Origin of the sequence: Rhizobium terrae, assembly GCF_003425685.1 — a bacterium.
Taxonomy (GTDB): Bacteria; Pseudomonadota; Alphaproteobacteria; order Rhizobiales; family Rhizobiaceae; genus Neorhizobium; species Neorhizobium terrae.
Window position 1 is genome coordinate 16,311 of record NZ_QJKM01000009.1, and the last position, 24,614, is coordinate 40,924.

20 protein-coding genes and 1 pseudogene are annotated in these 24,614 nt (G+C 60.9%); 18 read left to right on the top strand and 3 right to left on the bottom strand.

The genetic code is table 11. The features are described from left to right. Positions 1-55: 55 nt before the first annotated feature. From DMO26_RS17540 to DMO26_RS17575, 8 genes are all read left to right on the top strand, one after another. Positions 56-997 (top strand): branched-chain amino acid ABC transporter permease, encoded by a 942-nt coding sequence (locus DMO26_RS17540; RefSeq protein ID WP_117193456.1) that lies wholly within the window; start codon positions 56-58, stop codon positions 995-997. Position 998: 1 nt separating this feature from the next. Next, entirely contained in the window at positions 999-2,285 is a 1,287-nt protein-coding gene (locus DMO26_RS17545) for a branched-chain amino acid ABC transporter permease (protein WP_117193457.1), read from the top strand. Continuing rightward, positions 2,282-3,049, top strand: coding sequence for an ABC transporter ATP-binding protein (locus tag DMO26_RS17550; RefSeq protein WP_205421241.1), 768 nt, complete (start codon positions 2,282-2,284; stop codon positions 3,047-3,049). Before DMO26_RS17545 ends, DMO26_RS17550 begins: the two co-directional genes overlap by 4 nt. Beyond that, complete coding sequence (locus tag DMO26_RS17555) at positions 3,046-3,756, top strand: ABC transporter ATP-binding protein (RefSeq protein ID WP_117193459.1); 711 nt, start codon at positions 3,046-3,048, stop codon at positions 3,754-3,756. Before DMO26_RS17550 ends, DMO26_RS17555 begins: the two co-directional genes overlap by 4 nt. Before the next feature lie 37 nt (positions 3,757-3,793). Next, on the top strand, positions 3,794-4,579 hold the full coding sequence (locus tag DMO26_RS17560; protein ID WP_117193744.1) for an SDR family oxidoreductase: 786 nt from the start codon (positions 3,794-3,796) through the stop codon (positions 4,577-4,579). An 18-nt stretch (positions 4,580-4,597) separates the two neighbouring features. Then, positions 4,598-5,533, top strand: coding sequence for a BKACE family enzyme (locus DMO26_RS17565; protein WP_117193460.1), 936 nt, complete (start codon positions 4,598-4,600; stop codon positions 5,531-5,533). 178 nt (positions 5,534-5,711) lie between these two features. Further along, positions 5,712-7,157 carry a tannase/feruloyl esterase family alpha/beta hydrolase gene (locus DMO26_RS17570; protein WP_117193461.1) on the top strand — a complete coding sequence of 482 codons (1,446 nt, stop codon included), beginning with the start codon at positions 5,712-5,714 and terminating at the stop codon, positions 7,155-7,157. A gap of 40 nt (positions 7,158-7,197) precedes the next feature. Next, positions 7,198-8,133 (top strand): 3-hydroxyacyl-CoA dehydrogenase NAD-binding domain-containing protein, encoded by a 936-nt coding sequence (locus DMO26_RS17575; RefSeq protein WP_205421234.1) that lies wholly within the window; start codon positions 7,198-7,200, stop codon positions 8,131-8,133. Between the two features lie 94 nt (positions 8,134-8,227). Here the strand turns inward: DMO26_RS17575 and DMO26_RS34415 are convergent, their stop codons facing one another. Then, positions 8,228-8,674 carry a tyrosine-type recombinase/integrase gene (locus DMO26_RS34415; protein WP_226951334.1) on the bottom strand — a complete coding sequence of 149 codons (447 nt, stop codon included), beginning with the start codon at positions 8,672-8,674 and terminating at the stop codon, positions 8,228-8,230. Between the two features lie 306 nt (positions 8,675-8,980). After that, positions 8,981-9,883, bottom strand: a complete 903-nt coding sequence (locus tag DMO26_RS17585; RefSeq protein WP_117193463.1) for a LysR family transcriptional regulator — start codon at positions 9,881-9,883, stop codon at positions 8,981-8,983. A 148-nt stretch (positions 9,884-10,031) separates the two neighbouring features. Between DMO26_RS17585 and DMO26_RS17590 the strand changes: the two genes are divergently transcribed. The 8 genes from DMO26_RS17590 to DMO26_RS17625 all read left to right on the top strand — a co-directional run bounded on the left by DMO26_RS17590 (position 10,032) and on the right by DMO26_RS17625 (position 20,882). Then, a complete protein-coding gene (locus DMO26_RS17590) occupies positions 10,032-12,077 on the top strand; it encodes a hydantoinase/oxoprolinase family protein (RefSeq protein WP_117193464.1) in 2,046 nt (681 codons plus the stop codon). After that, complete coding sequence (locus DMO26_RS17595) at positions 12,077-13,687, top strand: hydantoinase B/oxoprolinase family protein (RefSeq protein ID WP_117193465.1); 1,611 nt, start codon at positions 12,077-12,079, stop codon at positions 13,685-13,687. The genes DMO26_RS17590 and DMO26_RS17595 overlap by 1 nt, the downstream gene beginning before the upstream one ends. Positions 13,688-13,701: 14 nt before the next feature. Next, the gene (locus tag DMO26_RS17600) at positions 13,702-14,757 is read left to right on the top strand and encodes an SIS domain-containing protein (RefSeq protein ID WP_117193466.1); all 1,056 of its coding nucleotides are present in this window, start codon (positions 13,702-13,704) and stop codon (positions 14,755-14,757) included. Between the two features lie 91 nt (positions 14,758-14,848). Next, entirely contained in the window at positions 14,849-15,775 is a 927-nt protein-coding gene (locus DMO26_RS17605; protein WP_162894949.1) for a fructoselysine 6-kinase, read from the top strand. Positions 15,776-15,785: 10 nt separating this feature from the next. Beyond that, positions 15,786-17,489: an ABC transporter ATP-binding protein gene (locus DMO26_RS17610; protein WP_117193468.1), complete on the top strand. Its 1,704-nt coding sequence runs from the start codon at positions 15,786-15,788 to the stop codon at positions 17,487-17,489. Then, positions 17,486-18,463 (top strand): ABC transporter permease, encoded by a 978-nt coding sequence (locus DMO26_RS17615; RefSeq protein ID WP_117193469.1) that lies wholly within the window; start codon positions 17,486-17,488, stop codon positions 18,461-18,463. The genes DMO26_RS17610 and DMO26_RS17615 overlap by 4 nt, the downstream gene beginning before the upstream one ends. Beyond that, entirely contained in the window at positions 18,460-19,299 is an 840-nt protein-coding gene (locus DMO26_RS17620) for an ABC transporter permease (RefSeq protein ID WP_117193470.1), read from the top strand. Before DMO26_RS17615 ends, DMO26_RS17620 begins: the two co-directional genes overlap by 4 nt. A 50-nt stretch (positions 19,300-19,349) precedes the next feature. Then, the gene (locus DMO26_RS17625; RefSeq protein ID WP_226951335.1) at positions 19,350-20,882 is read left to right on the top strand and encodes an ABC transporter substrate-binding protein; all 1,533 of its coding nucleotides are present in this window, start codon (positions 19,350-19,352) and stop codon (positions 20,880-20,882) included. Between the two features lie 567 nt (positions 20,883-21,449). Here the strand turns inward: DMO26_RS17625 and DMO26_RS17630 are convergent. Then, positions 21,450-22,186, bottom strand: a pseudogene (locus tag DMO26_RS17630) (SDR family oxidoreductase). A 98-nt stretch (positions 22,187-22,284) separates the two neighbouring features. Here DMO26_RS17630 and DMO26_RS17635 point away from each other — a divergent pair. Beyond that, positions 22,285-23,172 carry an AraC family transcriptional regulator gene (locus DMO26_RS17635; protein ID WP_162894950.1) on the top strand — a complete coding sequence of 296 codons (888 nt, stop codon included), beginning with the start codon at positions 22,285-22,287 and terminating at the stop codon, positions 23,170-23,172. Between the two features lie 389 nt (positions 23,173-23,561). After that, positions 23,562-24,599 carry a LacI family DNA-binding transcriptional regulator gene (locus tag DMO26_RS17645; RefSeq protein WP_117193474.1) on the top strand — a complete coding sequence of 346 codons (1,038 nt, stop codon included), beginning with the start codon at positions 23,562-23,564 and terminating at the stop codon, positions 24,597-24,599. Positions 24,600-24,614: the final 15 nt, after the last annotated feature.

Genomic DNA, 24,614 nt, shown 5'->3' on the forward strand with positions numbered 1-24,614 from the left:
CGGCCGGCGTTTGTCGCCGGTCGGACCGTCTTGCTGATATTATCCGGAAGTCCCCATGGAATTTGCGATCATCTCCACGCTGAATGGCGTGACCTACGGCCTGCTGCTGTTTATGGTCTCCGCTGGCCTGACGCTCATCTTCGGCATGATGGGCGTGCTGAACTTCGCTCATGCCTCATTCTACATGCTGGGCGCCTATATCGCCTATGCGGTGTCGTCCATTTTCGGCTTCTGGGTCGGGATCGCGGTCGCACCCATAATCGTCGGCCTGATCGGTATGGCGGTTGAGCGGTTCCTTTTGCCACGCGTGCATGCCCACGGTCATGCCCACGAGCTTCTTCTGACCTTCGGTCTTGCGCTGATCATCGAGGAACTGATCAAACTTTTCTTCGGCGACTTTCCGGTGAACTACCAGATGCCAGGCGGAATGCGATTTTCCGCCTTTTCGATCTTTGGCGCCGACTATCCCTTTTACCGGATATTCATCGGTGGCGTGGCGGCTGTGATGTTCACCGCGCTATGGGTACTCCTGACGCGGACCCGCACTGGGATCGTCGTGCGTGCGGCCGAACGGCTGCCCGCCATGGCCGAGGCGCTTGGACACAATATCCCGATGGTGTTCATGTTCGTGTTCGGCACGGGCGCGGCGCTTGCGGGACTGGCAGGCGCGGTTGCGGGAGCCTTTTATCCAACCAACCCGAACATGGGGATCGAGCTCGGCGTGATCGTGTTCGTGGTCGTCGTGGTCGGCGGGCTCGGATCGCTGAAGGGATCGTTGGTGGCCTCGCTTCTGATCGGGCTCTTCTCGTCGTTTGCGGTAGGCCTCGACTGGTCGCTGGCGAGCCTGATGGGCTTGGTCGGCCTTGGCGACTGGGCGCGATCGCTTGGCGGGCTGATGACACTGAAATTGTCCTCGATCAGCGCCACAATCCCATTCGCGCTGATGCTGATCGTGCTGCTGGTACGCCCGGCAGGTCTCATGGGCGAGCGTAACTAAAATGGCAGCTATTCGTAACACCCTTCTTCTTGCCGCTCTGCTGGCGCTGTTGATTGCCGTCCCGCCTTTTCTGGGCCTGGGCTGGCAGAACGCGCTGGTGAACATACTGATCGCGAGCCTTTTTGCGCTGGCGTTCAATCTGCTCATCGGTCAGGCCGGTTTGCTGTCCTTCGGACATGCCGCCTATTTCGGGATAGGCGCGTTCGCGGCGCTGCATCTGATGATTGCAATCGAGGATGGTTTTCCCTTTCCGACACCGCTTGTGCCGCTGGCCGGCGCGGTGGCGGGCCTGTTGATAGGGCTGATTGCCGGTTATTTCGCAACAATGCGGTCGGGCGTCTACTTCGCCTTGGTGACGCTGGCGATTGCCGAGCTGTTCCACTCGCTGGCGCCGCGGCTGGAGGCAGTCTTTGGTGGCGAATCCGGCATTTCGACGATGCGGATGCCCTGGAGCGGAATCACCTTCGGCTCGATGCTGGAAATCTATTACCTCACCCTGGCCTGGGTACTGATCTGTGGGCTCGGGCTTTGGGCATACACCCGCACGCCGTTCGGCCGGTTGACACTGGCGCTCCGCGACAACGAACAGAGGGTGCGGTTTCTTGGTTACAGCACCCACAGCGTCAAGGTAATCGTCTTCGCCGTGTCCACAATGCTCACCGGCGTGGCGGGGTCGCTGCAGGCGATCTCGAACGAGACGGCGAACTATTCACTGTTTGCCAGCGACGTCTCGGCCCAGGTGGTCCTGCAGACCTTCGTCGGCGGCTCAACAGTTTTCTTCGGCCCAGTGATCGGCGCAGCCATCTTCACGCTTTTTTCGTTCCTGGTCTCGGACCTCACCAGATCATGGGTACTCTACCAAGGCCTGATATTCGTTCTGGTCATGCTCTACGCGCCTAGCGGCATAGGCGGCGTATTGCAGCATCACCTCCGCACCCGCCGACAGCTCGACTGGAGGTCGCTATCAGGCCTCTATCTATTGGCTCTCGTCGGCGGAGTGCTGATAACTGCAGGGGCCGTGTTCCTGACCGAGACGGTGGCGGTGCTGTTCGGTGAGGAATATGCGGTGGCGAGACGAAACGCCGGGGGTGGTCTGCCCGATTATCAACTTTTCGGCGCCAGTTGGAATCCAGCCGGCATTCTCACATGGCTGCTTCCGCTTGTCCTTCTCGCAGGGGGCGGTGCGATCACCGTCAGCACACGTCGGCATATCAGCGCATTTTGGAACAGCAAGGGCCAGAGCCCCGATACGTCGGCAAAGCCTATTTCACTGGGAGGTGCGGCGTGACCGGGACCGTCTTGGATCAGCCGGCACTGCGGCTTGCCGGCGTGAAGAAATCCTTCGGACCAATCGAGGTGATCCGGGGGCTCGATCTTGATATCCGGACTGGCGAACGCCACGCGGTCATCGGCCCGAACGGCGCAGGCAAGTCCACGCTTTTCAATCTGATCTCCGGCATGTTCGCACCCTCGGCGGGAGAGATATTGCTCAACGGCCGCAGCATCGCAGGTCTCTCGCCACACCAGATCAATCGGGCAGGACTGGCGCGGTCGTTCCAGATCACCAACATCTTCCACCGTTTGAGCGTGTTCGAGAACCTGCGTATCGGCGTGCTCGCCCGCCACGGCGTGCGCTACGGCCTGTTCCGGTCCGTGTTGAGCATGAGGCAGGTGAATGATGAGACCGCCGAAGTTCTGGCCCGTGTCGGTCTGGAAGCACGGGGCAACGATCCTGCGGGTGATCTCACCTATTCCGAGCAGAGGGCGCTGGAGATCGGCATGACCCTGACCACAGGCGCCGAGGTGATCCTGCTCGACGAACCCACCGCCGGCATGTCGCGCGAGGAAACTACCAAGGCGATGGATTTGATCCGTACCGTTACCGAGGGCAAGACGCTGCTGATGGTGGAACACGACATGGGCGTCGTGTTCGGCCTTTGCGACCGGGTCTCGGTGCTGGTCTACGGGAGCATTCTTGCGACGGGCACGCCGGAGCGGATCAGCGCAAATCGCGAAGTACAGGAAGCCTATCTGGGCGAGGAGGCGTCATGAGCTTGCTCGAAGTGAAGGGGCTGCATGCCCATTATGGCAAGAGCCACATCTTGCACGGCATCGATATGGATGTACCGGAATCCGCGATCGTCTCACTGCTGGGCCGCAACGGTTCGGGCCGCTCGACGCTCCTGAAGGCAATGATGGGGCTGCTTCCACCCACAGCCGGGACCGTTGCGCTGGACGGGCGTCCGCTGGCACGGCAGCGGCCCTATAACATCTGCAGACAGGGCATCGGCTACGTGCCCGAGGAACGGCTGGTCTTTCCCAATCTGACGGTCGAGGAAAACCTTGTCATGGGCGTGCAGAAAGGCGCCCCTGGCGCGCATCGCTGGTCGATCAACGAGATGTACGACTATTTCCCGCGCCTAAGCGAGCGGCGCGCGATCCGCGCCGGGTATCTGTCGGGTGGCGAACAACAGATGCTGACCATCTGCCGGTCGCTGCTGGGCAATCCCCGTGTGCTGCTGATCGATGAACCGACCGAGGGACTGGCCCCCCGGATCGTCGAAGTGGTGATGGAGGTGATCCTCGATATTGGTCGACGCGGCGTCGCAGTGGTGCTGGTCGAGCAAAAACTGACGATCGCCCTGAAAGTTGCTCAGCAAGTGATGGTCATGGGGCATGGCGAACTGGTCTTCCGCGGAACACCGGCAGAGCTCGATGCCGCACCCGACGTGCGCCGCAACTGGCTTGAGGTAGCCTGACATGGCTCCGGCATCGAAACTCCTGACTGGCCAACACATGAACATGATCGAACGAATGCGCCCGCGTTCGGGCTTGCGAGTCTTGGTGACCGCCGGCGCGTCGGGCATCGGTGCGGCTATTGCCCGTGCCTTCCTCGAAGCCGATGCGCGCGTGCTGATCTGCGACGTCGACACGCAGGCAATGACGGAATTCGGCAAGGCTCACCCACAGGTCGCGGTGTTGCGCGCCGACGTCTCGAACCAGGCAGAAGTCGACGCCCTGCTTGACGCCACTTCCGAGAGACTGGGCGGACTCGACGTGCTGGTCAACAATGCAGGGATAGCCGGACCGACCGGGGCCATCGATGAACTGTCGGTCGAGGAGATCCGCCGGACCCTCGATATCGACCTCATGGGGCAGTTCCTGGTGTTGCGCCGCGCCGCGCCGCTGCTGCGCACCAGCGCCGGAGTGGTTCTGAACATCTCGTCCGTTGCCGGACGCCTGGGTTACGCGCTTCGCACCCCATATTCGGCTTCCAAATGGGGAATTGTCGGCTTGACCCAGAGCCTTGCGAAGGAGATGGGCCCAGACGGGATACGCGTAAATGCAATCCTGCCGGGCGTCGTGAGCGGCCCCCGCATCGAGAGCGTGATCCGCGATCGCGCCACGGCGTCAGGTCTCAGTTACGAGGACATGGAGAAGCAGTATCTCGCCAACATTTCGCTGCGCCGCATGGTCGAACCTGAAGACGTCGCGGCCACCGCGTTGTTCCTGGCTTCGCCGGGCGGTGCCAACATTTCGGGCCAGGCGATCAGCGTGTGTGGCAACGTCGAAAACATCTGAGAGCAAGGAAGTAAGAGCATGGCCAAATCACCAGGCAAGGTCATCGTGACCTGCGCCATCACCGGCGGCATCCACACCCCCAGCATGTCTCCGCATCTTCCGATCACTGCCGATCAGATCGCCGCGCAAGCCATCGAGGCGGCAGAGTCGGGGGCGGCGATCCTGCACCTGCATGCCCGCAACCCCGAAGATGGACGTCCGACCCAGGATCCCGGCGCCTTTGCGGCCTTTCTGTCGCGCATCAAGCAGGCAACCGACGCGGTGTTGAACCTCACCACCGGTGGCAGCCCCACGATGACCGTAGAAGAGCGCCTGCAGCCGGCGTTGAAATTCGCGCCTGAGGTCGCCTCGCTCAACATGGGGTCAATGAATTTCGGTCTCTTTCCGATGCTGAACCGCTACGAAAAGTTCCAATACGACTGGGAGCCGGAATACCTCGAAAAAACGCGCGATACTGTTTTCAAGAATACGTTCAAGGATATTGAGCACATACTGAAGCTCTGTGGCGGCAACGGTACGCGGTTCGAGTTCGAATGCTACGATACCAGCCACCTCTATAACCTCGCCCATTTCCGCGATCGCGGTCTGGTCGAGGAACCGCTCTTCATCCAGACAGTCTTCGGTATCCTGGGCGGTATTGGTACCCATCCCGACGATGTCCTGCACATGAAGCGGACTGCCGACCGGTTGTTTGGCAACGACTACGTCTGGTCGGTTCTCGGTGCCGGGCGCCATCAACTGCCGATTACCACAATGGCAGCCGCGATGGGCGGTAACCTGCGCGTGGGGCTGGAGGATTCGCTTTGGGACGGCCCTGGTGCGCTGGCAGAATCCAACGCTGCACAGGTCCGCAGGATCCGGAAGGTATTGGAAGGGCTGGGGCTGGCGGTTGCGACACCGCACGAAGCTCGCGGCATGCTGGCGCTGAAGGGCGGCGACCGGGTGAACTTCTGATCCGCTGACCAAGGCAGGACCCGCCGGAACCAGCGCCATCAGATCCGCCGGTCACCCGCGCTGTGGGTAATCGAAGGAAATCGACATCGCGCTGAACAACGCGATGGAACATGCAACCCGGAACGCGGGGACGGAGGAGGACCGTCCCGCGGTCTGGTCAACCAGGAGGAGAAGGAACATGCAGCCTCTGATTCTGAAATCCACTATGCTGGCATTGATCGGGGCCGGTGTCCTGATCGGCACACCGATGCTGGCGGAGGATCGACCCGGCGGAAAATGCGCGGCACTTCGGGATGCGGTGTTCGATGCGGGTCACGTTACCTCTGCGCGCGTTATCAGCGCCGCGGGCGATCTGCCGGCCTATTGTGAGGTGCGAGCGATCGCGCTTCCCGCCATTTCGATCGAGGTGCGCCTTCCGATCACGGGCTGGAACGGCCGGTTCTATCAGGTGGGCTGCGGCGGCTTCTGTGGCAATCTCGGCGGTCGCAGCGGCTTCGTCAATGCGATGGGTCCAGGCCTTCAGAAAGGTTATGCCACCGCGACCACCGACAGCGGTCATCATGGACTGACCTCCGTCGATGCGGACTGGGCCGACGGCAACGTCAACGCCGAGCGCGACTGGGGCTGGCGTTCCATCGGGGAAACCAATCGCGTGGCACAGGCGATGATCCAGGCTTTCTACGGAAAGCCCTCGGATCAGGCAGTTTTCCAGGGTTGCTCCACTGGCGGTCGCATGGCCAATATGGCGGCCTTGCGATATCCGAAGATGTTCCAGGGGATCATTTCCGGGGCGCCGGCGCTGAACGAGACCGGACTTGCCGGTCCGGGGCTCGCCTGGCAGGTCAAGGCCAATACCGGCCCCGACGGGAAGCAGATCCTGAAAGCTGACAAGGTCGATCTGATCGGTGCTGAAGTCATGCGCCAGTGCGATGGTGTCGACGGAGCCGAAGACAAGTTGATCGCCGATCCACGCCAATGCTCCGTGGACCTGTCGAAGATCACCTGCAATGCAGGCAGCGAAGTCAAGGCGTGTATCACGCCGAAGGAACGAGAAGTCGTTGAGAAATGGCGCAAATCGCCCGTCGATTCCTCGGGCAAGACGCTTTTCGTGGGCGGTATCCCGGAGGGTTCCGAGCCCTTCTGGCGCACATGGCTGACCGGGAACGAGACCGGGGCGCCCGGGCTGAACCCGCTCTTCGCACAGTCTTTCGGTTCCTACATGGCGTATCCGGAGGATCCTGGTCCGGCTTACAACGCGACTGAGTTCGATTTCGACAAGGATCCCGCCCGTATGGAGGCCGCAGCGGAGATGTACAATGCCGATGATCCCGACATTTCCGCCTTCCGGGCGGCAGGTGGCAAGATGATTGTCTGGCATGGTTGGGCCGACGCAATCGTATCGCCCTACACCACCGTCGCCTGGCATAAGGCGGCCGAAAAGACTGCGGGCGGCGCCGAAGCGCTGGCAAAAAACGTACGCCTTTACATGATTCCGGGCCTTGACCATTGTGGCATCGCGCCCGGCGCCGGCGGGATCAGCCAGGCAAACCTCGATCCGCTCGGTGCGCTGGAAAGCTGGATGCAGAAGGGCGAAGCACCGCAAAGCCTGATGGCGCACAACTGAGCCGGATCCGACACTGACCTCACGCACGGGAGAACTGTATTTGGATGAAATCAAGAAGGTGACCGTAGTTGGAACGGGGATCATCGGGTCCAGTTGGACCTGCCTTTTTCTGGCGCACGGTCTAGACGTGGTCGCAACCGATATCCGCGAGGGTGCCGAAGCCGAGCTTGTCGACGCGGTAGAGTGTTGCTGGCGTTCTCTTCCGCAATGTGTACTTGAAAAAAACCGGCGTGGAACGCTTCGTTTCTCGTCCGACCTGGAGGCCGCGTGCGAGGGCGCGGGGTTCGTCCAGGAAAACGCAATCGAACGTCTGGATGCTAAGATCGAGCTAATGCGGCGCATTGACGCTGCGACAGCTCAGGATGTCATCATCGCGTCGAGTTCCTCGGCGATTTCGGTGACGGATATGCAAAGAGATTGTGCTTATCCCGAACGGGTGGTGCTGGGTCACCCGTTCAATCCGCCCCATCTGGTGCCGCTGATCGAATTGGCGGGCGGCGTGAGGACGGAGGAGGATGCTCTGGTGCGAGCTGAACATTTTTACACGCGCCTCGGCAAGGTTCCCGTCCGGCTGAAAAAGGAGATCTACGGACATATCGCCAACCGTTTGCAGGCGGCGATCTTCCGCGAAGCGATTCACCTGCTCGAAAGCGGCGTGGCCTCAGCCGAGGAGGTCGATCGTGCCGTTACGGAGGGGCCCGGTCTCCGCTGGGCGCTGATGGGACCGTTCCTGACTTACCGGCTCGCCGGAGGGGATAAAGGCATGCAAGGCTTCTGGAATATGTTTGCGCCGATGCAGGAAAAGCTTTGGGGCGATCTCGGATCTCCCGTACCCGATGCTGCCCTGCAGGCACGAGTCACCGATGCCGTCGAACAATCATATGCCAACGTCTCCATTCAGACGCTCGCCGATGGCCGCAATTCTCGTCTGCGCCGGATGCTGGCATTGAAGTCGCGAAGTGAACCGGGATGTTAGGCCTGTACGGGTTCCAGTGCCGATTTACATTTTAATCTGAAACACGGGGAGTTTTTTCAAATTCTGAGACCGTAATTGAGACTTTTTGGGGATTTCAATTGAAGTGTAACTTTTGGACGGCTACGCGAACGTGCCCTCCTTTCCAAAGCAGACTTTGGAATACCCAGCCGTCGCGGTGCATCTCACCCTGCTGCCGACCCACCTCACTGCGCAGCAGGGTGAGCAGGTCCTCTGAGAGGATGGCATTGCGAAAGCGCCCGCCCTCGTCACGCTCGACCCGCAACAGCATCCGCTCGCAGTCGACGTCGGCGACCTTCAGCATGGAAACCTCAGCGACACGGAAGCCCGCGCCATAGGCGACCGACAATGCTGCCTGGTGTTTGAGGCAGGTGGTGGCATTCAGCAACCGGGCAACCTCGTCGCGGCTCAGCACCACAGGCAGATTCCGAGGATGCGCCAGCCGGACAAGCCTGCGCGCCAGGTCCGGGCAGTCGAGGGTCTCGGTGAAGAAGAAGCGAAGCGCCGAGACGATGCTGCTCATCGTCGGAACGGGAACGCCGTCCTCCTGCTACTGGATCTGGAATCCGCGCAGATCGTCCGCGGTCGCTGTGTCTGGTAACCGCCCAAGGTCGCCAGGCGTCTAATGTCGCGAAGATGGTTGCGGCGTTTCGCGTGAGAAACGCCGCATGTTGATGTCGTCGATCAGCCTCTGGCGCAGCTGGCTAATGGGCGCTTCAAGAACTGAATAGGTCAGATCAGGTTCCTTGGTGAAGAAGCCCGTCATGCTCTGCCGTTGCCAGACGGGGCCGTTGGTTCGATCCCTTCAACTGCAGACCATCACTCCTGATTAAGTCGGGTTCTGTTGGAGAACATCTTTGAGCGTGCTCACGAATGTCTGCGCGGCAAGCGATAGAGGCCTTCGTTTCGGTAAGATCATCCCGACAGATACAGGTATCCGGGGCTCGAACTGGCGAACCACTATGTGGTCCAGTTCGTTGGCATCCCATACAGAGAAGTGGTCGACTAATGCCACGCCGCGCCCTCTTTCGACCAAGCGTCGGATAAGTTGGCTCTGGTTGGAGATCAGGGTGTTGGACGGCTTTACACCCTCATCCGAGAGCGACCGGAAGATTGCCGCACCGAAGGGTACCGACCGGGGATACGTGACAAATGGCTGATCGGCAATGTCGCTCGCCAGGATGATACGATGCTGCGCGAGAACGTGGTCGGGCGGCATGATACAGACCATCGAGGAGGTCTTCAGCGTCTGCGTCATCAGGTCGGATTCGTGTTCGGGATGGTGCACCAGCCCGAAGTCGTAGTTGCCGCGGCTGACATAGGAGTGGATTTTGTCGGAATCGAGCAGGTCCACCTGGACCTGAATGCCGGGATAGAGGTTGTTGAAACGCTCGATCGCCATTGGGATGAGGGCTGTGCTGAAGGCCGACAGGATGCCGATATTCAGATAGCCTTGTGCCATGGCGGTGAGGTCGAGCGAAAGGTTTTCGAAAACTGTCAACTCTTCCATCAGGCGCGTGGCATGCGAAAAAAGGAGTTCAGCCTCCGGTGTCGGACGCAGCCTTCCCGCACTCCGCTCGAAGAGCTTGACGCCTGCGAAGTCTTCCAGCTGTTTCAAAGATTTGCTGGCATTCGGCTGGGTGGTGTGGAGCACCAACGCCGCCTCTGTTACGGAGCCTGTCTTCATGAATGCGGCCAGCGTGTCGAGATGTCTGAGCTTGATCCGTCGCATGATCCGCACCTCCGTGAATATTCCATTTTGGAATGGAAAGCTCGAATAATTGAATTTTACAAGATGCGATAGCCGGTTTTAGATCATGCCCATGACAGGCAAGGCGGTGGCGTGAAGCCGCAGCCACAGTGCAGAAGACCAGAGCATCATGGGCAATATCAGGGTCGGCATCGATGTCGGCGGAACCTTCACAGATTTTACGGTCCTCGATGATGAGTCCGGAAACATGCGCCACTTCAAGGTGTCCTCGACGCCTCACGATCCGTCCGAAGCGATCGGGACCGGCATTGCCGGATTTGCCGAACGCGGGCTTCGGACATCCGACGTGGTCCATTTCGGTCATGGTACGACGGTCGCGACCAACATGGTCATTGAACGCCGAGGCGGAAAGACCGGTCTCCTGACCACCGCAGGTTTTCGCGACGTCCTCGAGATCGGCCGTCAGACCCGTCCCGACCTGTTCGACATGAGCGTTCGCAAGCCGGAGCCGCTGGTTGTTCGTCCGCTTCGGCTGGAAGTGGCAGAACGCCTGGGCCCGGCCGGAGAAGTCATCGTGCCGCTCGACGAAGCGGGCGTCAAAGCAGCCGCGGAGCGCTTCAAGCAGGAGGGCGTGGAAGCTGTCGCCATCGGCTTCCTGCATTCCTACCGTAACCCGGCGCATGAGCAGCGCGCTGCGGAGATCATCCGCAGGCATCTGCCGGGCGTCTTCATCTCGCTGTCGAGCGACGTCCTGCCCGAATTCCGGGAATACGAGCGCATCTCCACCACGGTGATGAACGCCTATCTGATGCCGCGTATGGACGGCTATCTCGATCGCTTCATGACACGGTCGCGGAAGGCGGGCGTCGAGGCAAAGCCCTATACGATCCATTCCAACGGTGGCCTTATGTCCACCGAGACGGCGCGCAATTACCCTGTCCGCACCTGCCTCTCCGGTCCTGCGGCCGGTGTTGTCGGAGCGTCTCTGGTGGGCAAGGCCGCTTCTTTCCCCGACATTATCACCTATGACGTCGGCGGCACCTCGACCGACGTTGCACTGATCGCCAACGGCAAGCCTGCCTATTCCACCGACCGCGACGTGGCCGGCTATTCCATTCGCTGCCCAATGGTCGACGTGCATGTGATCGGCGCCGGCGGCGGTTCGATCGCCTGGCTGGACGACGCCGGCGGCCTGAAGGTCGGCCCCCAGAGTGCCGCCGCCGTACCCGGGCCTGCCGCCTATGGCAAGGGCGGCACGGACGCGACGATCTCAGACGCGAATATCGTGCTGCAGCGGCTCAACCCGGTCGCGCTTCTCGATGGAGCCATGCCCGTCGATCGGGATGCGGCTCTCAAGGCCGTCGGCGCCGTGGCGGAGAAGATCGGCCGTTCGGTCGAAGATACGGCATGGGGGATCATCCGCATCGCCGTCGCCAACATGGCGCGCGCTATCCGGGCGGTCTCCATGGACAAAGGGCACGACCTCAAATCTTTCGCGCTGATGGCTTTCGGCGGCGCCGGCCCGCTTCACTCCTCGCTGGTGGCTGTGGAAACCGGCCTGAATACCGTCATTATTCCGGAATCCCCCGGCACGATGTGCGCCCGTGGCGTGCTGCTGTCCGACGTGACCCGCGATTTCGTTTCTACGCAGATCAAGCGGGTCCAGGGCGAAAGCTGGCTCGAGATCCGCTCCGCCCTTAAAGGTCTGGAAGTCCATGCACGGGAATGGCTCGAAGCGGAAACGATTCCCGATGAGAAGCGCGCGCTCCAGCACATCGCGGAAGCCCGTTATGCCGGCCAGAACCATGAAATCCGCGTCGAGGGCATTCTTTCCACCGCGGAAGACTTCGCCGCCCGGTTCGCGGACGCCCATCGTGTCGTCTACGGTTATGCATTGAACGACCATCCGGTCGAGATCGTCAACCTGCGCGTCCAGGCGATCGGTCATGCGGGCCGGCCGCTGCAGACCGTACCGGGCGTCGCCGGCACGATGAAGGAAGCGATCGTTGGCGAACGCGAAGTCTATATCGATCCGCAGACCGGATGGCAGACCGTGCCGGTCTACAAGCGAGTCTCGATGCCGCAGGGCGAGAGGTTCTCCGGTCCCGCAATCATCGAAGAGCTGACCTCGACCAGCTATGTCCTCCCCAGCCAGTCGGGTGTCGTCGACGCCTACGGCAACATCATCCTCAGCTTTGTGAAGGACCGTGCGTGATGCAGCAGCACGTCAGACCGCCGCGCGAATTCGACGCCATCGAGATGGAGGTTTACTCCAACCGGTTCATGTCGATCACCGACGAAATGGGGTTGAGCCTCGTGCGTTCGTCCTTCTCGACCAACATCAAGGAACGCAAGGATTGCTCCGTCGGCCTCTTCGACGGCCGCGGCCGGCTCATCGTGCAGGCATCCCATATCCCGGTCCACCTCGGTTCGCTGCAGGGCGGCGTCGGGGCAGTGCTGGAAAACTACAGGCTTGAGGACATCAGGCCGGGCGACGCGTTCATTTGCAACGATCCCTATCTCGCTGGCGGCTCGCACACGCCGGACATCTCGATCCTGACGCCCGTCTTCTATGAGGGCCGGCTCTGCTTCTTTGCCGCCAATCTCGGCCACCATTCGGATGTGGGCGGCGGTGTTCCGGGCTCCTGCGATCCCAGCCAGACGAGCATCTTTGCGGAAGGTCTGCGCATCCCGGTGCTGAAGATCGCCCGCGAAGGGGTTCTGGACGAGCAGATCGTCAAGCTGATCAGCACCAACAGCCGCGATCCGCTCGAACGTATCCTCGACTTGAAGGTGCAGATCGCCACCAATGAGATCGGCCAGCGGAAACTCGTGGCGCTCGCCGATCAGTTCGGGATCGCCACCGTCGAAAAGGCGATCGATGACCTGATCGCCTATTCGGAAAGCCGCCTGCGCAAGCGCATCGGCGATCTTCCCGATGGCACTTACAGGGGCGAAGCCTTCATCGACGGCGACGGCGTCGGTTACGAGCCCTGCCGCATCGAGGTCGCGATCAAGGTCGAGGGTGATGGGATCACCTTCGATTTCACCGGCACCGATCCCCAGGCGCGAGGTGCGGTCAACATCCCCAAGACCGCCCTCGACGCCACCTGCTACTACACAATCAAGGCGCTGCTCGATCCGGCGCTGCCGCCGAACGAGGGCATGGCGCTTCCCGTGACGATCGTTGCGGAAGAGGGCACGCTGGTGCGTCCGAAATTCCCGGCTGCGGTGGGTATCCGCTCCACTAGCTGCCAGCGTGTCGTCCGCGCCATTTTCCAGGCCTTTGCCGACGTCTTGCCGAGGGAGAAGGTCTTTGCCTCCTCGGCGGACATGAACGCGACGATGATCTTTTTCGGTCCGCACAAGACGCGCGAAGGCAATTTCGTCTACCTCGAAACCGTCGGTGGCGGCGCGGGCGCAAGTCTTGAGCACGACGGTATGAACGGCATTCAGGTGCACATCACCAACACCTCGAACCTGCCGGCCGAAGCGCTTGAAATCGAATATCCGCTGATGGTGCGCCGTTATGCGCTCGCCACCGGCTCGGGTGGCGAAGGCCATACGACTGGCGGCATGGGCATCGTCCGCGAAGTGGTCGCGATGACCGACGGCGTTCGGGCGAACGCCTCCTGCGAGGGCCTCCGGACTCCGGCTGACGGTGTCTTCGGCGGCGGCCAGGGCGAAGTTGCCCGGCTGAAATTCGCGAATGCCGACGGGACAATCAAGGAATACGACATCTCGATCACCAACATCCTGATGAACCGCGGGGACAGCCTGTTCCTGCAAACGCCGGGCGGCGGCGGCTTCGGCCGCGCCTCCTGAATTCCCTTTGGAGAATGAAGAATATGGCTCTCGAAAACCTGACGCCGAGCGACGAACAGATCAAGTCGGCTCCCAACCCGAACTATCTGGAAGGGGACTATCTGAAGGGCGTGCTGGAGACGACCTTCCGCGACGGCAACCCGATTGCCGAAAAGCTGATCGACGACATCTTCTCGTCGCGGCAGATCGAGTCCATCTACCTCGTCGGCGCCGGCGGTTCGAACTCCTATATCGAGCCCGTCAAGTATATTCTCGACAAGCATTGCGATCTTCGGATCGAGCGCATCAATTCGACGGAATTCGAAACCCGCCGCCCCAAGCCGGTCAATGAGAAGGCCGTCGTGCTCCTCACCTCCCATAACGGCGAGACCGAGGACACCGTCGTCGCGGCCCGCTGGGCGAAGACGACCGGTGCCGTCACCGTGGCGCTGACCTCTGGCCACGACAGCGGTCTTGCCAAGATCTGCGATTACCTGCTGCCCTACAGCAAGGAACTGCCGGGCATGCCGAAGACGATGATCGCCTATCTCTTCGTCGCTTATTTCCTGAAGCGCCTCGGCAATCCGGTCGGCGCCCAGCTGATCGCCGATCTGGAAGCCATGCCGGCCAAGCTGCACGACATCAAGAATGCCGAGCGCGAGCGCGGCATGGAACTCGCCCGCCGCTACAAGGACGAGAACATCTACTACGTCCTTTCGAGCGGCATTCTGTCGGCGCTGAACTACCAATACTCGATCTGCATCTTCAACGAGATGCTGTGGCTCGACGCGTCCGACATCCATTCGGGCGAATTCCGCCACGGCCCGTTCGAGGTCGCCGACCCGGACATGGCCTATGTTTTCCTGATGGACAATGGTGAGAACCGCAAGATCGACCAGCGGGCGCTGAAGTTCACCCGCCGCGTGACCGACAAGATCATCACCTTCGATGCCGGCCGCTACGAGGATGTCTCGCCGCTGCTGTCTCCCTTCGTGATCGGCGTCACCTGGTACTGGTTTGCGCATACGCTTTCGGTTCTGCGCGAGCATCCACTCAGCGTGCGCCGCTACATGTGGAAGGTCGACTACTGATGGGTAAGACGTCCGCCGACATCGCCTTCAATCCCGGCGTGAAAGTTTCGGGGCGGGTCGGGCTGCGCGATCGGCGGATGTCCCACCCGTCTTGGCACTGCATGACAGAAAAGGCGGTCGGGAAATGGTGACGCCGGACAGCACATATTCGGGCCTCAAGGTCCTCGGACTGGGTGATAACGTCGTCGATCGTTACCTGCATACGGGGAAGATGTACCCGGGCGGCAATGCACTCAATTTTTCGGCCTACGCCAAGATGCTCGGCGCGGATGCGGCTTTCCTGGGCACGTTCGGCACGGATGCCGCTGGTCGCCATGTGCGCTCCACTCTAGAAGAACTGGCCATTCCGACGCCGCTCTGCCGGGTCGTTGAGGGTGAGAACGGCCATGCGGATGTGCGCGTCGTTGATGGAAACCGCCAGTTCGTGTTTTCCAACAGGGGCGGCGTTGCGCGGGAAAATCCCTTCACGCCGAGCCGATCCGATCTCGACTATATTGCCGGTTTCCGCCTCGTGCACACGAGCTGCTACAGCCATCTCAATCCGCATCTGCCGGCCTTGAGGAACGCAAGCGCACTGATCTCCTACGACTTTTCCTATCGCTGGCAGGTGGACGATCTGATCGGACCCGTAACGCCGCATCTCGATTTCGCAGCGCTTTCGGCGAGCGACGTCGGTCGCGAACGCGGTCTTGCCGCCCTGCGTGAAGCCGTTTCCAACGGCTGCGGCCTGGCCTTGGCGACCTTTGGACCGGAAGGCGCTACCGCCTATAACGGCGAAGATTTCGTTTCGGTCCTGCCGAAGCCCGCCAATGTCGTCGATACGCTCGGCGCCGGCGATGCGTTCATCACGGCGATGCTCCTGTCGCTGCTCGCGGCAGGCTGGACGCGCGGCAACCGGCCTTCCGCGGACGCCATTGCGATCGCCATGGAAAAGGGCAGCCAGTTCGCAGCCGAAATCTGCGGGATCGACGGCGCATTCGGCCATGCGGCTCCCATCGCCGCCAACGAACAGATCTGAGGGAGGCTGGATGCTCGAAGTCAGAAACCTCTCGATCGCCTTCAAGGCCAGCGTCGGGTTGAAGTCCGCAGTGCGCAATATCGATTTCATCATCCGGCCGGGCGAAATCCTCGGGCTCGTCGGTGAAAGCGGCAGCGGTAAGACCATCACCTCGCTCGGTGTGATGGGGCTCCTGCCGCCGAACGCGGTGGTCACCGGCGGAGAGGTTCTGGTTGACGGCGTCGATATCCTGAAGCTGCCGCCGGCGGACCTGCGCAAGCTGCGTGGGCGCCACATCGCCATGATCTTCCAGGATCCGATGGCGTCCCTTGATCCGATCTTCACCTGCGGCGATCAGATCGTCGAGGCGATCCTCCTCCATGAGCCCATCGGCCGCGCGAATGCGCGTCGGAAGGCTCGCGAACTGCTGGAAAAGGTCCTGATCTCCGATCCCGATCGCGCCATGCGCTCCTATCCGCATGAGCTATCCGGCGGCCAGTGCCAGCGGATCATGATCGCCATGGCGGTCGCTTGCCGGCCGCGCATCATCATAGCCGACGAACCGACCACCGCGCTTGACGTCACGGTACAGAAACAGGTGCTCGAACTGCTCCGCGAATTGAACGGGGAGGTCGGCGCCGCGATCCTGCTGATCACCCACGACCTCGGCGTCATCTACGAAGTCGCTGACCGCGTCGTCGTCATGTATGCCGGCGACAAGATGGAAGAGGCGACCACCGCCGATCTTTTTGCCGCCCCCCGAAGCGACTATTCCAGAGCGTTGATCGATTCCATGCCCTCGCTTGGTCGCAATGCCGAACGGCTGCCGGTCATCGAGCGCGATCCATCCGGCAAGGTAAGCAGCGTCCGGCCGGAACCGCGCCCCCGTCCTGCATCCGCGGCGCCAGTCCTGTCGGAAGGTGATCGCCCGCTTCTCGAAATCCGCGATCTCTGCAAATCCTACTGGATAAAACCTTCGCCTCTCGCCGTGCCGGTCGAGATGCGTGCCGTCGATCGCGTCAGTCTGACGGTCGCACCGCGCACGACGCTTGGCCTCGTTGGTGAATCCGGCTGCGGCAAGAGCACGCTCTCCCGTGCTGTCATCCGGCTCTACAAGCCTGATTCCGGCCAAATCCTGTTCAAGGGCAAGGACATTGCCGCGCTTTCGGACAAAGAGATGCGGCCTTTCCGGCGAGAGATCGCCATGGTCTTCCAGAATCCCTACGGTTCGCTCAACCCGCGCCAGACGGTCGCCCAGCTCGTTGAGGCGCCGATGGTGGTCTTCGCCGACGGCGATGCGGCGAAGCGCCAGCGGCGGGTCCGGTCGTTGCTCGAAGCAGTTGGCCTGCCAGCCACCGCGGCCCAGAAATATCCGCATGAATTTTCAGGCGGGCAGCGGCAGAGAATTGCCATCGCCCGGGCGCTTGCCCTCAACCCGTCGCTTGTCATCTGCGATGAAGCCGTCTCCGCACTCGACGTCTCGGTCCAGGCACAGGTGCTGAACCTGCTCAAGGATCTGCAGGCGGAGTTCGACCTAACCTACCTCTTCATCTCCCACGATCTTTCGGTGGTCGAACATGTCAGCGACACGGTCGCGGTCATGCAAAAGGGCAGGATCGTCGAATACGGACCTGTCGCCGAGATCTTCGGCAATCCAAGGGAGCCCTATACCCGCATGTTACTGGATGCCGTGCCGACCGTCGGTTCGATGCGCGGCGGAAAGGCGGCCCCATGAACGCCTCGATCGCAGGGGCTTTGCTCCTTGTCGCGCGAAAGCTCCTGACGGCCATCATCCAGCTTTTCGTCGTCGCCACCCTGATCTTCTCCGTCATGTATATCATGCCGGGCGATCCGGTTCTTTTGCTGCTTGGCGCCGACAGCAATCCGTCGCCGGAGGCGATCGTCTCGATGCGCAGTCAGCTTGGCCTCGACCAGCCAGTCCTGTCGCAATATTTCGTCTGGCTCTGGAACGCCCTGCATCTCGATTTTGGCAAGTCGCTGACCAACGGTTATCCGGTCGCCAACTATGTCATGCAGAACCTGCCGCGTACGCTCGAGCTCGCATTCGCGGCGATCATCATCGCCGCACTCATCGGCGTTCCACTCGGCATCGCCGCCGCACTGAAGCGGGGCAGCACGCGCGATACCGTGCTGACCTCGATCGCGACAATCGGCATATCGGTGCCGGTTTATATCATGGGCACGCTGCTGGTGCTGTTTTTCAGCCTGAAACTCGGCTGGCTTCCGGCAAGCGGCTATACGGATATCTCGCGCAATGTGTTCGAGCATTTCCGCAAGCTGGCCCTGCCGGCGCTCGCTCTCGGCCTGGGGTTGGCGGCCTCCATCGCTCGGATGACGCGCTCCTCCGTGCTCGAAATCCTCGGCCGCGATTTCGTTCGCGCGCTGCGTGCCAAGGGCATGCCCGAACGGAGGATCATCTGGCAGCACGTGCTGCGCAATGCCGCAATCCCGATCGTCACGATCATTGGCCTGCAACTCGGCAACCTCATGGGCGGCACGGTTCTCGTCGAGGCCATGTTCAATTGGCCGGGCCTCAGCACGCTGCTCGTCGGCGCGGTGTCGGCACGCAACTATCCTCTCGTCCAGGGGGCGATGCTGGCCATCGCCGCGGCGTTCATCCTGATCAACCTGGTGGTGGAGCTGCTCTACAGCCTGCTAGACCCGCGCATCCGGAGGAAACGCTCGTGATCCCTGAAGCAATTCTCCGCGCGACACGCAACCAACCATCCTTCCTTGCCAGCATCGTGTTGCTTGCCGCAGTCCTTTTCATCGGCGTCTTCGGCAACTGGCTCGCCCCGCAGGACCCGTTCCTGCTCAATCCGCAGACGGTCAATCAGGGCAGTTCCGCCGCCCATTGGCTTGGTACCGACGAATTCGGTCGCGATCTGCTCAGCCGTCTGCTGATCGGAGTCCAGCCGACCCTGCTGGTGGCGATCGGCGCGACTGCGATCGCCGGGGTTTTCGGAACCATGATCGGCATCGCGGGTGCCTATGGCCGGCCGCTGCTCGCATTCCTCATCATGCGCAGCGTGGATATCATGCTAAGCTTCCCGCCCATCCTTCTCGCACTCCTGGCGGTGGGGTTCTGGGAAAGCGGAATCTTCAGCCTCGCCGTCGTCATCGGTGTTCTCTACATCCCGCATTTCGCCCGCGTCGCGCACGCCGCCACGCTGCAGGTCTCCCGAATGGAGTTCATGGAGGCCGAACATGCGATGGGCGCGTCAGCCCGGCGTGTCGTTTTCACCGCCATCCTGCCGAACATCCTGTCGCCGCTGGTGGTACAGGCGACATTGACGGTCGCCGCGGCCATCCTCCTGGAATCCGGCTTGAGCTTCCTCGGCCTCGGAATCGTGCCGCCGGAGCCCTCCTGGGGCCAGATGATCGGAACCGCGCGCGGCTATCTCGGCCAGAACCCGATGTACGTGATCTGGCCGTCCCTTCTTCTCGCCTTGACGGTGCTTGCCATCAACGTGGTGGGCGACCGGCTGCGCGACATTCTCGATCCACGTCTCAGGGAGGAGTAACGGACATGGAGATTTCGCATCAACAAACACAAACAAACAAGGGGTACAGCATGAAAAGGAAGATCTTTGGGCTCGTCTTGGCCCTGGCATCGAGTGTCTTCGCTCAGCAGGCGCTTGCGGATGGCGGCACACTCTATTTCGGCATTTCCGGTGAGCCGTCGACGCTGGAAAGCACCATCAACGCCGGCACACCGGCGCGCACCATCCGACTTGCGATCCATCGCGGCCTCTTCAACTACGGCGCCGACGGCAAGCTCTCGCTCGAACTCGCCGAGAGCTACAATGTCGCCCCCGATGCACTCAACTATACGTTCAAGCTGCGCGACGCAAAGTTCCATGATGGGTCCCCTGTAACCTCAGCGGACGTCAAGGCGTCTATCGAGCGCATGACCGCCAAAGACAGCAAGGCGACTTATCGGAACGAGCTCGGCGTCATCCAGTCGATTGAGACCCCGGACCCCAAGACCGTGAAGCTGGTGCTTTCCAAGCCGTTCGTGCCGTTGGTGCATTACCTGGCACTCCCGGAATCGGCGATCATCCCGGCGGCCTGGATCAAGGCTCACGGTACCGATCCGAACGCGGCGCCGGTTGGAGCCGGTCCCTTCAGATTCGTCAACTGGGAGCGTGGCCGCGAGCTGACCGTCGAAAAGTTCGACGGTTATTACAAGAAGGGCAAGCCGCATCTCGATGACGTGCACTACGTCTTCTACGGGGACGAAAACACCCGCGTGAACGCGTTGAAGTCCGGCGATGTCGATATTATCGACTACGTCCCGTGGAAGGATGCCGCCTCGATCGAGGGAAGCTCGGACCTGAAGCTGGCGAGCACTACCGGCCCGTTCATGATGCTGCAGTTCAACACCAAGTTCGAACCTTTCTCGAAGCCGGAAGTGCGGCAGGCGATTTCCTACGCGATCGACCGTGCGACCGTGATCAACACTGCCTTCAACGGCCGCGGAACCCCGCTATTCGGCATCGCGATCCCGGAAGGCTACATGGGTTACTCGAAGGATAAGGCGAACTTCTTCAAGTACGACACCGCGAAAGCCAAGGAACTGCTCGCCAAGGCAGGTTATCCGGACGGTTTTGAAGCCCGGCTGCTCTCCACCTCGCAATACGGCTTCCACAATAATACCGCGATCGCCGTCCAGGCCGAGCTTGCCAAGATCGGCATCAAGGCGAAGCTCGATCTTCCCGACTGGTCGGGCCGCATCGCCAAGAACAATGCAGGCGACTACGATTTCCTGGTCGCCGGCACGGCCGGCGACATCGCCGACCCCGACTGGCTCAGCAACTTCTTCTACGGCGGTCAGCAGCTGGTACGACTGAACAACTCCGCCTACTTCAACGATACGGTGATCAACGACCTCCTGGACAAGGGACGCGTCACGCTCGATGCCGGTGAGCGTGAGAGGATTTACGGCCAGTTCGTTGATCGTGCTCTTGAACAGTCGCCGTTCGTCTATCTGATGTGGCGTGACCAGAGCTTTGGTCTTAGTCAGAAGGTCAAGGGCTTCACCAATATCCCGGGCTTCCTGACATTCCAGTCCGGCATCACGGTCGAAGACACGGAGGTGCAATAAGCGCCTGGGATGGACTCGTTGCCCCGACCTTTGAGGTCGGGGCAGTTCCGTATTTTGGCTCACGCAATCAGTGCCTATACTAGGACGTTGGCACTGGGTCAGATGGCGCTTGTGTGGTCTATCATTGTCTAAGATGGTCGTAACCGATGACAATGATTGTCACATGGGTAGTCATGCCTACTTGCCGAGGGTCTTTGATCCATTACCGGTTCATGTCGATCTAAAGGCATAGTGGCCATCGTTTATACCGGTTGTCGCTGCATCGACAGCTCAAAGAACGACTTGCGGTCGGAGGTTAGTGGGCCAGGCAAGTCATTGCCACCGTTTTCGTTGGATATTTACAGGTGGCCAGCGGTTCGAATCTGTTCAAGACTTGAAGAATGTCCTTCTATGAACAGAAGGATGGCGAAGCAATTGCGCTGTATCGGATTCTGCGTGAAGGGAGTATGAAGCCGCCGAACCGAAGGTTTCATTCCTTCTCCAGATCGCGCTGAAAAGAGCATGGCGCCGATGATCACTCCAGCGCCACGCTGCTGGTCCGCAACCTTTTGCGAGGCGAAGAGACACTCAATTCTGCGCGGTTGGACGTACAACGATGTTTCCCACCTCGACATCCAAAGGCTGCTCAATGGCGAACGCAATGGCACGCGCGATCGCGCTTGGCGAAATTGCCAATTGCTCCTTTTGCTTATTGATTGCGGCTCTGACGTCCTGATCGGTAATCGATGGATCGGTGAAGGTCGTGTCGATGAAACCGGGAGACACTTCAGTCACCCGTAAGTTCGGGTCTGCTTCTTGGCGCAACGCTTCGGTGGCGGTGCGAAGCGCGTTTTTGGTCGCAGCATAGACCCCATCGTCGGAACGATCTTCAGGCCGGCGGTCGACAGAACGTTGACCACATGGCCTTGCCCCTGCCGAGTGAACACCGGAAGTGCCGCCGCAATGCCATACAGGGTGCCGCGCAGGTTGACGTCGATCATCGCGTCCCAGTCCTCGACATGTAGCGCATCGAAACGAGAAATCGGACCGATGCCGGCGTTGTTGACGATTACGTCTAACCGCCCGAACCTATCGCAGGCGCGCGACATCAGCGATTCTAGGTCGGACCGCTTCGTCACATCGGTCACGCGAAACGCTGCTTTTCCGCCCGATCTTTCTATCTCGTCCGCTGCCGCCGAAAGCTCGGGCTCGCTTCTTGCGCCGAGCACCACATATGCGCCTCGCGACGCTAGATGAAGCGCGGTGGCGCGCCCTATTCCGCGTCCAGCACCAGTGATGGCAACGACCTTATCGTGAATAGTCATGGATGCTCCTGTCTAATCTGAGATGCATCACGATATGGTGGCAAACCCGGATCATCTGCCTTCTATGTCCCGATCTTTGTCGTGATCGGCCAAACCTCATGAAAGACCCCTTCACTGAAGTACTAGCGGTGCTTGGAACGCGTAGCGTTCGTGGAACCAGCTTGGAAGCAGGCGGCGAGTGGGCACTCAGCTTTGACGGAAGGGAGCGCTTGAAATTCGTCGCCGTCATGAAGGGCCAGTGCTGGCTTGTCCTTCCTGATCGTCCTCCCGAAGTGTTGAAGGAGGGAGATGTGATCCTGCTGAGCGATACATGCTACACCGTGGCAAGTGACCCTGGTCTCAATCCGTCCGATGGCATGACGCTTTATGCGTCTCTTCACCACAATACCGTTTCGGCTGGGAGATCATTGCGACACGATTATGATCGGCGGCGGCAGCGAGTTCGCAATGGTCGGGCTTCTTTTGTGCTGGACGCACTCCCGCGGTTCCTGCGGCTCGATCCTCATTCGTCACGCACCGAAGCTATCGCCCGGACGTTGGTTTCACTGAAGGACGAAGCAGATGCCGGTAGGATCGGCGGAGGCCTGGTCGCCGAAAGGCTCGCGGATATTCTCGTTGTGCAGGCGGTCAGGGCGTATGTTGCAGACCATCCTGCTGGCGATGTTGGCTGGATCACGGCGCTTGCAGATCAGCGTCTCGGCAAAGTCATCACGCTCATGCATAGAGATGTGGCTCGTCGCTGGACGATCGAAGCACTGGCGGGTGAAGTCGGTATGTCGCGCTCAGCACTGACGCTTCGCTTCACTCAGCGTGTCGGCCGCCCTCCGTTGGACCACTTGACGCGTTGGCGCATGATCTTGGCCCAACGTGAACTGGCTCGCGGACGAAGCGTTTCGGAGGTCGCAGAGGCTGTTGGCTATACATCGCAAAGCGCCTTTGGCCATGCCTACAAGCGCACGATGGGACACACGCCCCGGGGACGATGATCACGATCGCTTGTGGCCACCGTGCGCACGCCTGCCTCCGTCGGTTTAGTTCTTGCCGACGACAGGAGAAGGCTTCCACGGCCGCGTACTCAGGAGGCTATCGACACGCCAACCCGGCAGAGCGAGATGTCGCGTATCCACACGTTGGGGATCGCGGAACTGGGTCGCGTGCGCGGGTCATTGCTGATGTATGCTGCGGATAAGATTCAGGGTGATTTGAGCAGAGGCTTTCCGCAGGAAGGTTCAGGTGGAACCATTTGCCTGGCAACCCGGCCGAAGAGGATGTCTGCGGCGCTGGAGGGGCGAACGTCGCCGGCTATCATTGACACGCAGGCAAGTTAGATTTAAAACGTTTGCACAGTTGGTCGGTGGTGCTTTGGGAGGAGCATTTGCGCCCGAAAACGCTCAAAGAGCTCGCATCCCATCTTGATCTGTCGATCGCGACCGTTTCCCGCGCGCTCGCCGGCCATGAAAGGATTGCGCAGGCAACGCGTGATCGCGTGGCGCAGGCGGCGCGGGAGTTCGGCTACGTCCCGAGCATGGCAGGGCGCATGCTGGTGTCGGGCCGTTCCGGCTTCGTCGGAATGACGCTTGCCGTTCGAGGTCCGAGACTGGTTGACTCCTTCCTCGGAGAGTTCGTTACGGGGCTGGGCGAGGGCCTGGCCGAACGCGGCAGCGATCTCATTCTGGCGACGGTGGCTGAAGGCAAGTCCGAGCTTGATGTTCTGCGCCATCTTGTGGATTCCGGTCGTGCCGACGGCGTGGTCATCACCCGCATCGCCGAGAATGACCAGCGCGTCGATTACCTGATCAGTCGCGGCTCGCGTTTTGTCACACACGGGCGCCTACTTGATTCCGAGCGCGCGTATAGCTGGGTCGATACCGACGGCGCGCGAGCTTTCGCCGAAGCCTTCGACATGCTGTATGGGCTGGGTCACCGGCATTTCGGCCTTCTTACCATTTCCGAACCGATGACCTTCCGGCACTTGCGGCAGGACGGCCTGGCGGGTGCGATCGCGCGTAGCGGCGATCCCTCGGTCAGGCTTGATGTGGTGACGACGCCGCGCTTCGACCGAGGCGCCTGCGTGCAGGCCGCCCATCGTCTTATCGAGGGGCCGGACCGTCCGACCGCCATCATCGGGCTTTTTGATGAGCTGGCTCTCACGGTCATGGAAGAGGCTTCCCGTATCGGTCTTTCGATCCCTCGCGACCTCTCCGTTATCGGCTTCGACAATATCACCGCGGCTGCTTATGCGCCGCCGGGCCTGACGACCTTCGACGCTTTGATCCGAGAATGCGCTCGCGAGGCGGCGGCAATGCTCGTGGACGTCATTGAAAATCCCGTCCAGCCACCGCGCACCAAGCTGGTGCAACCGGTGCTGACGGCACGGGCGAGTCACGGCCCGGCACCTAGAAAGCATCGATAACCAGTTTGCAATTTC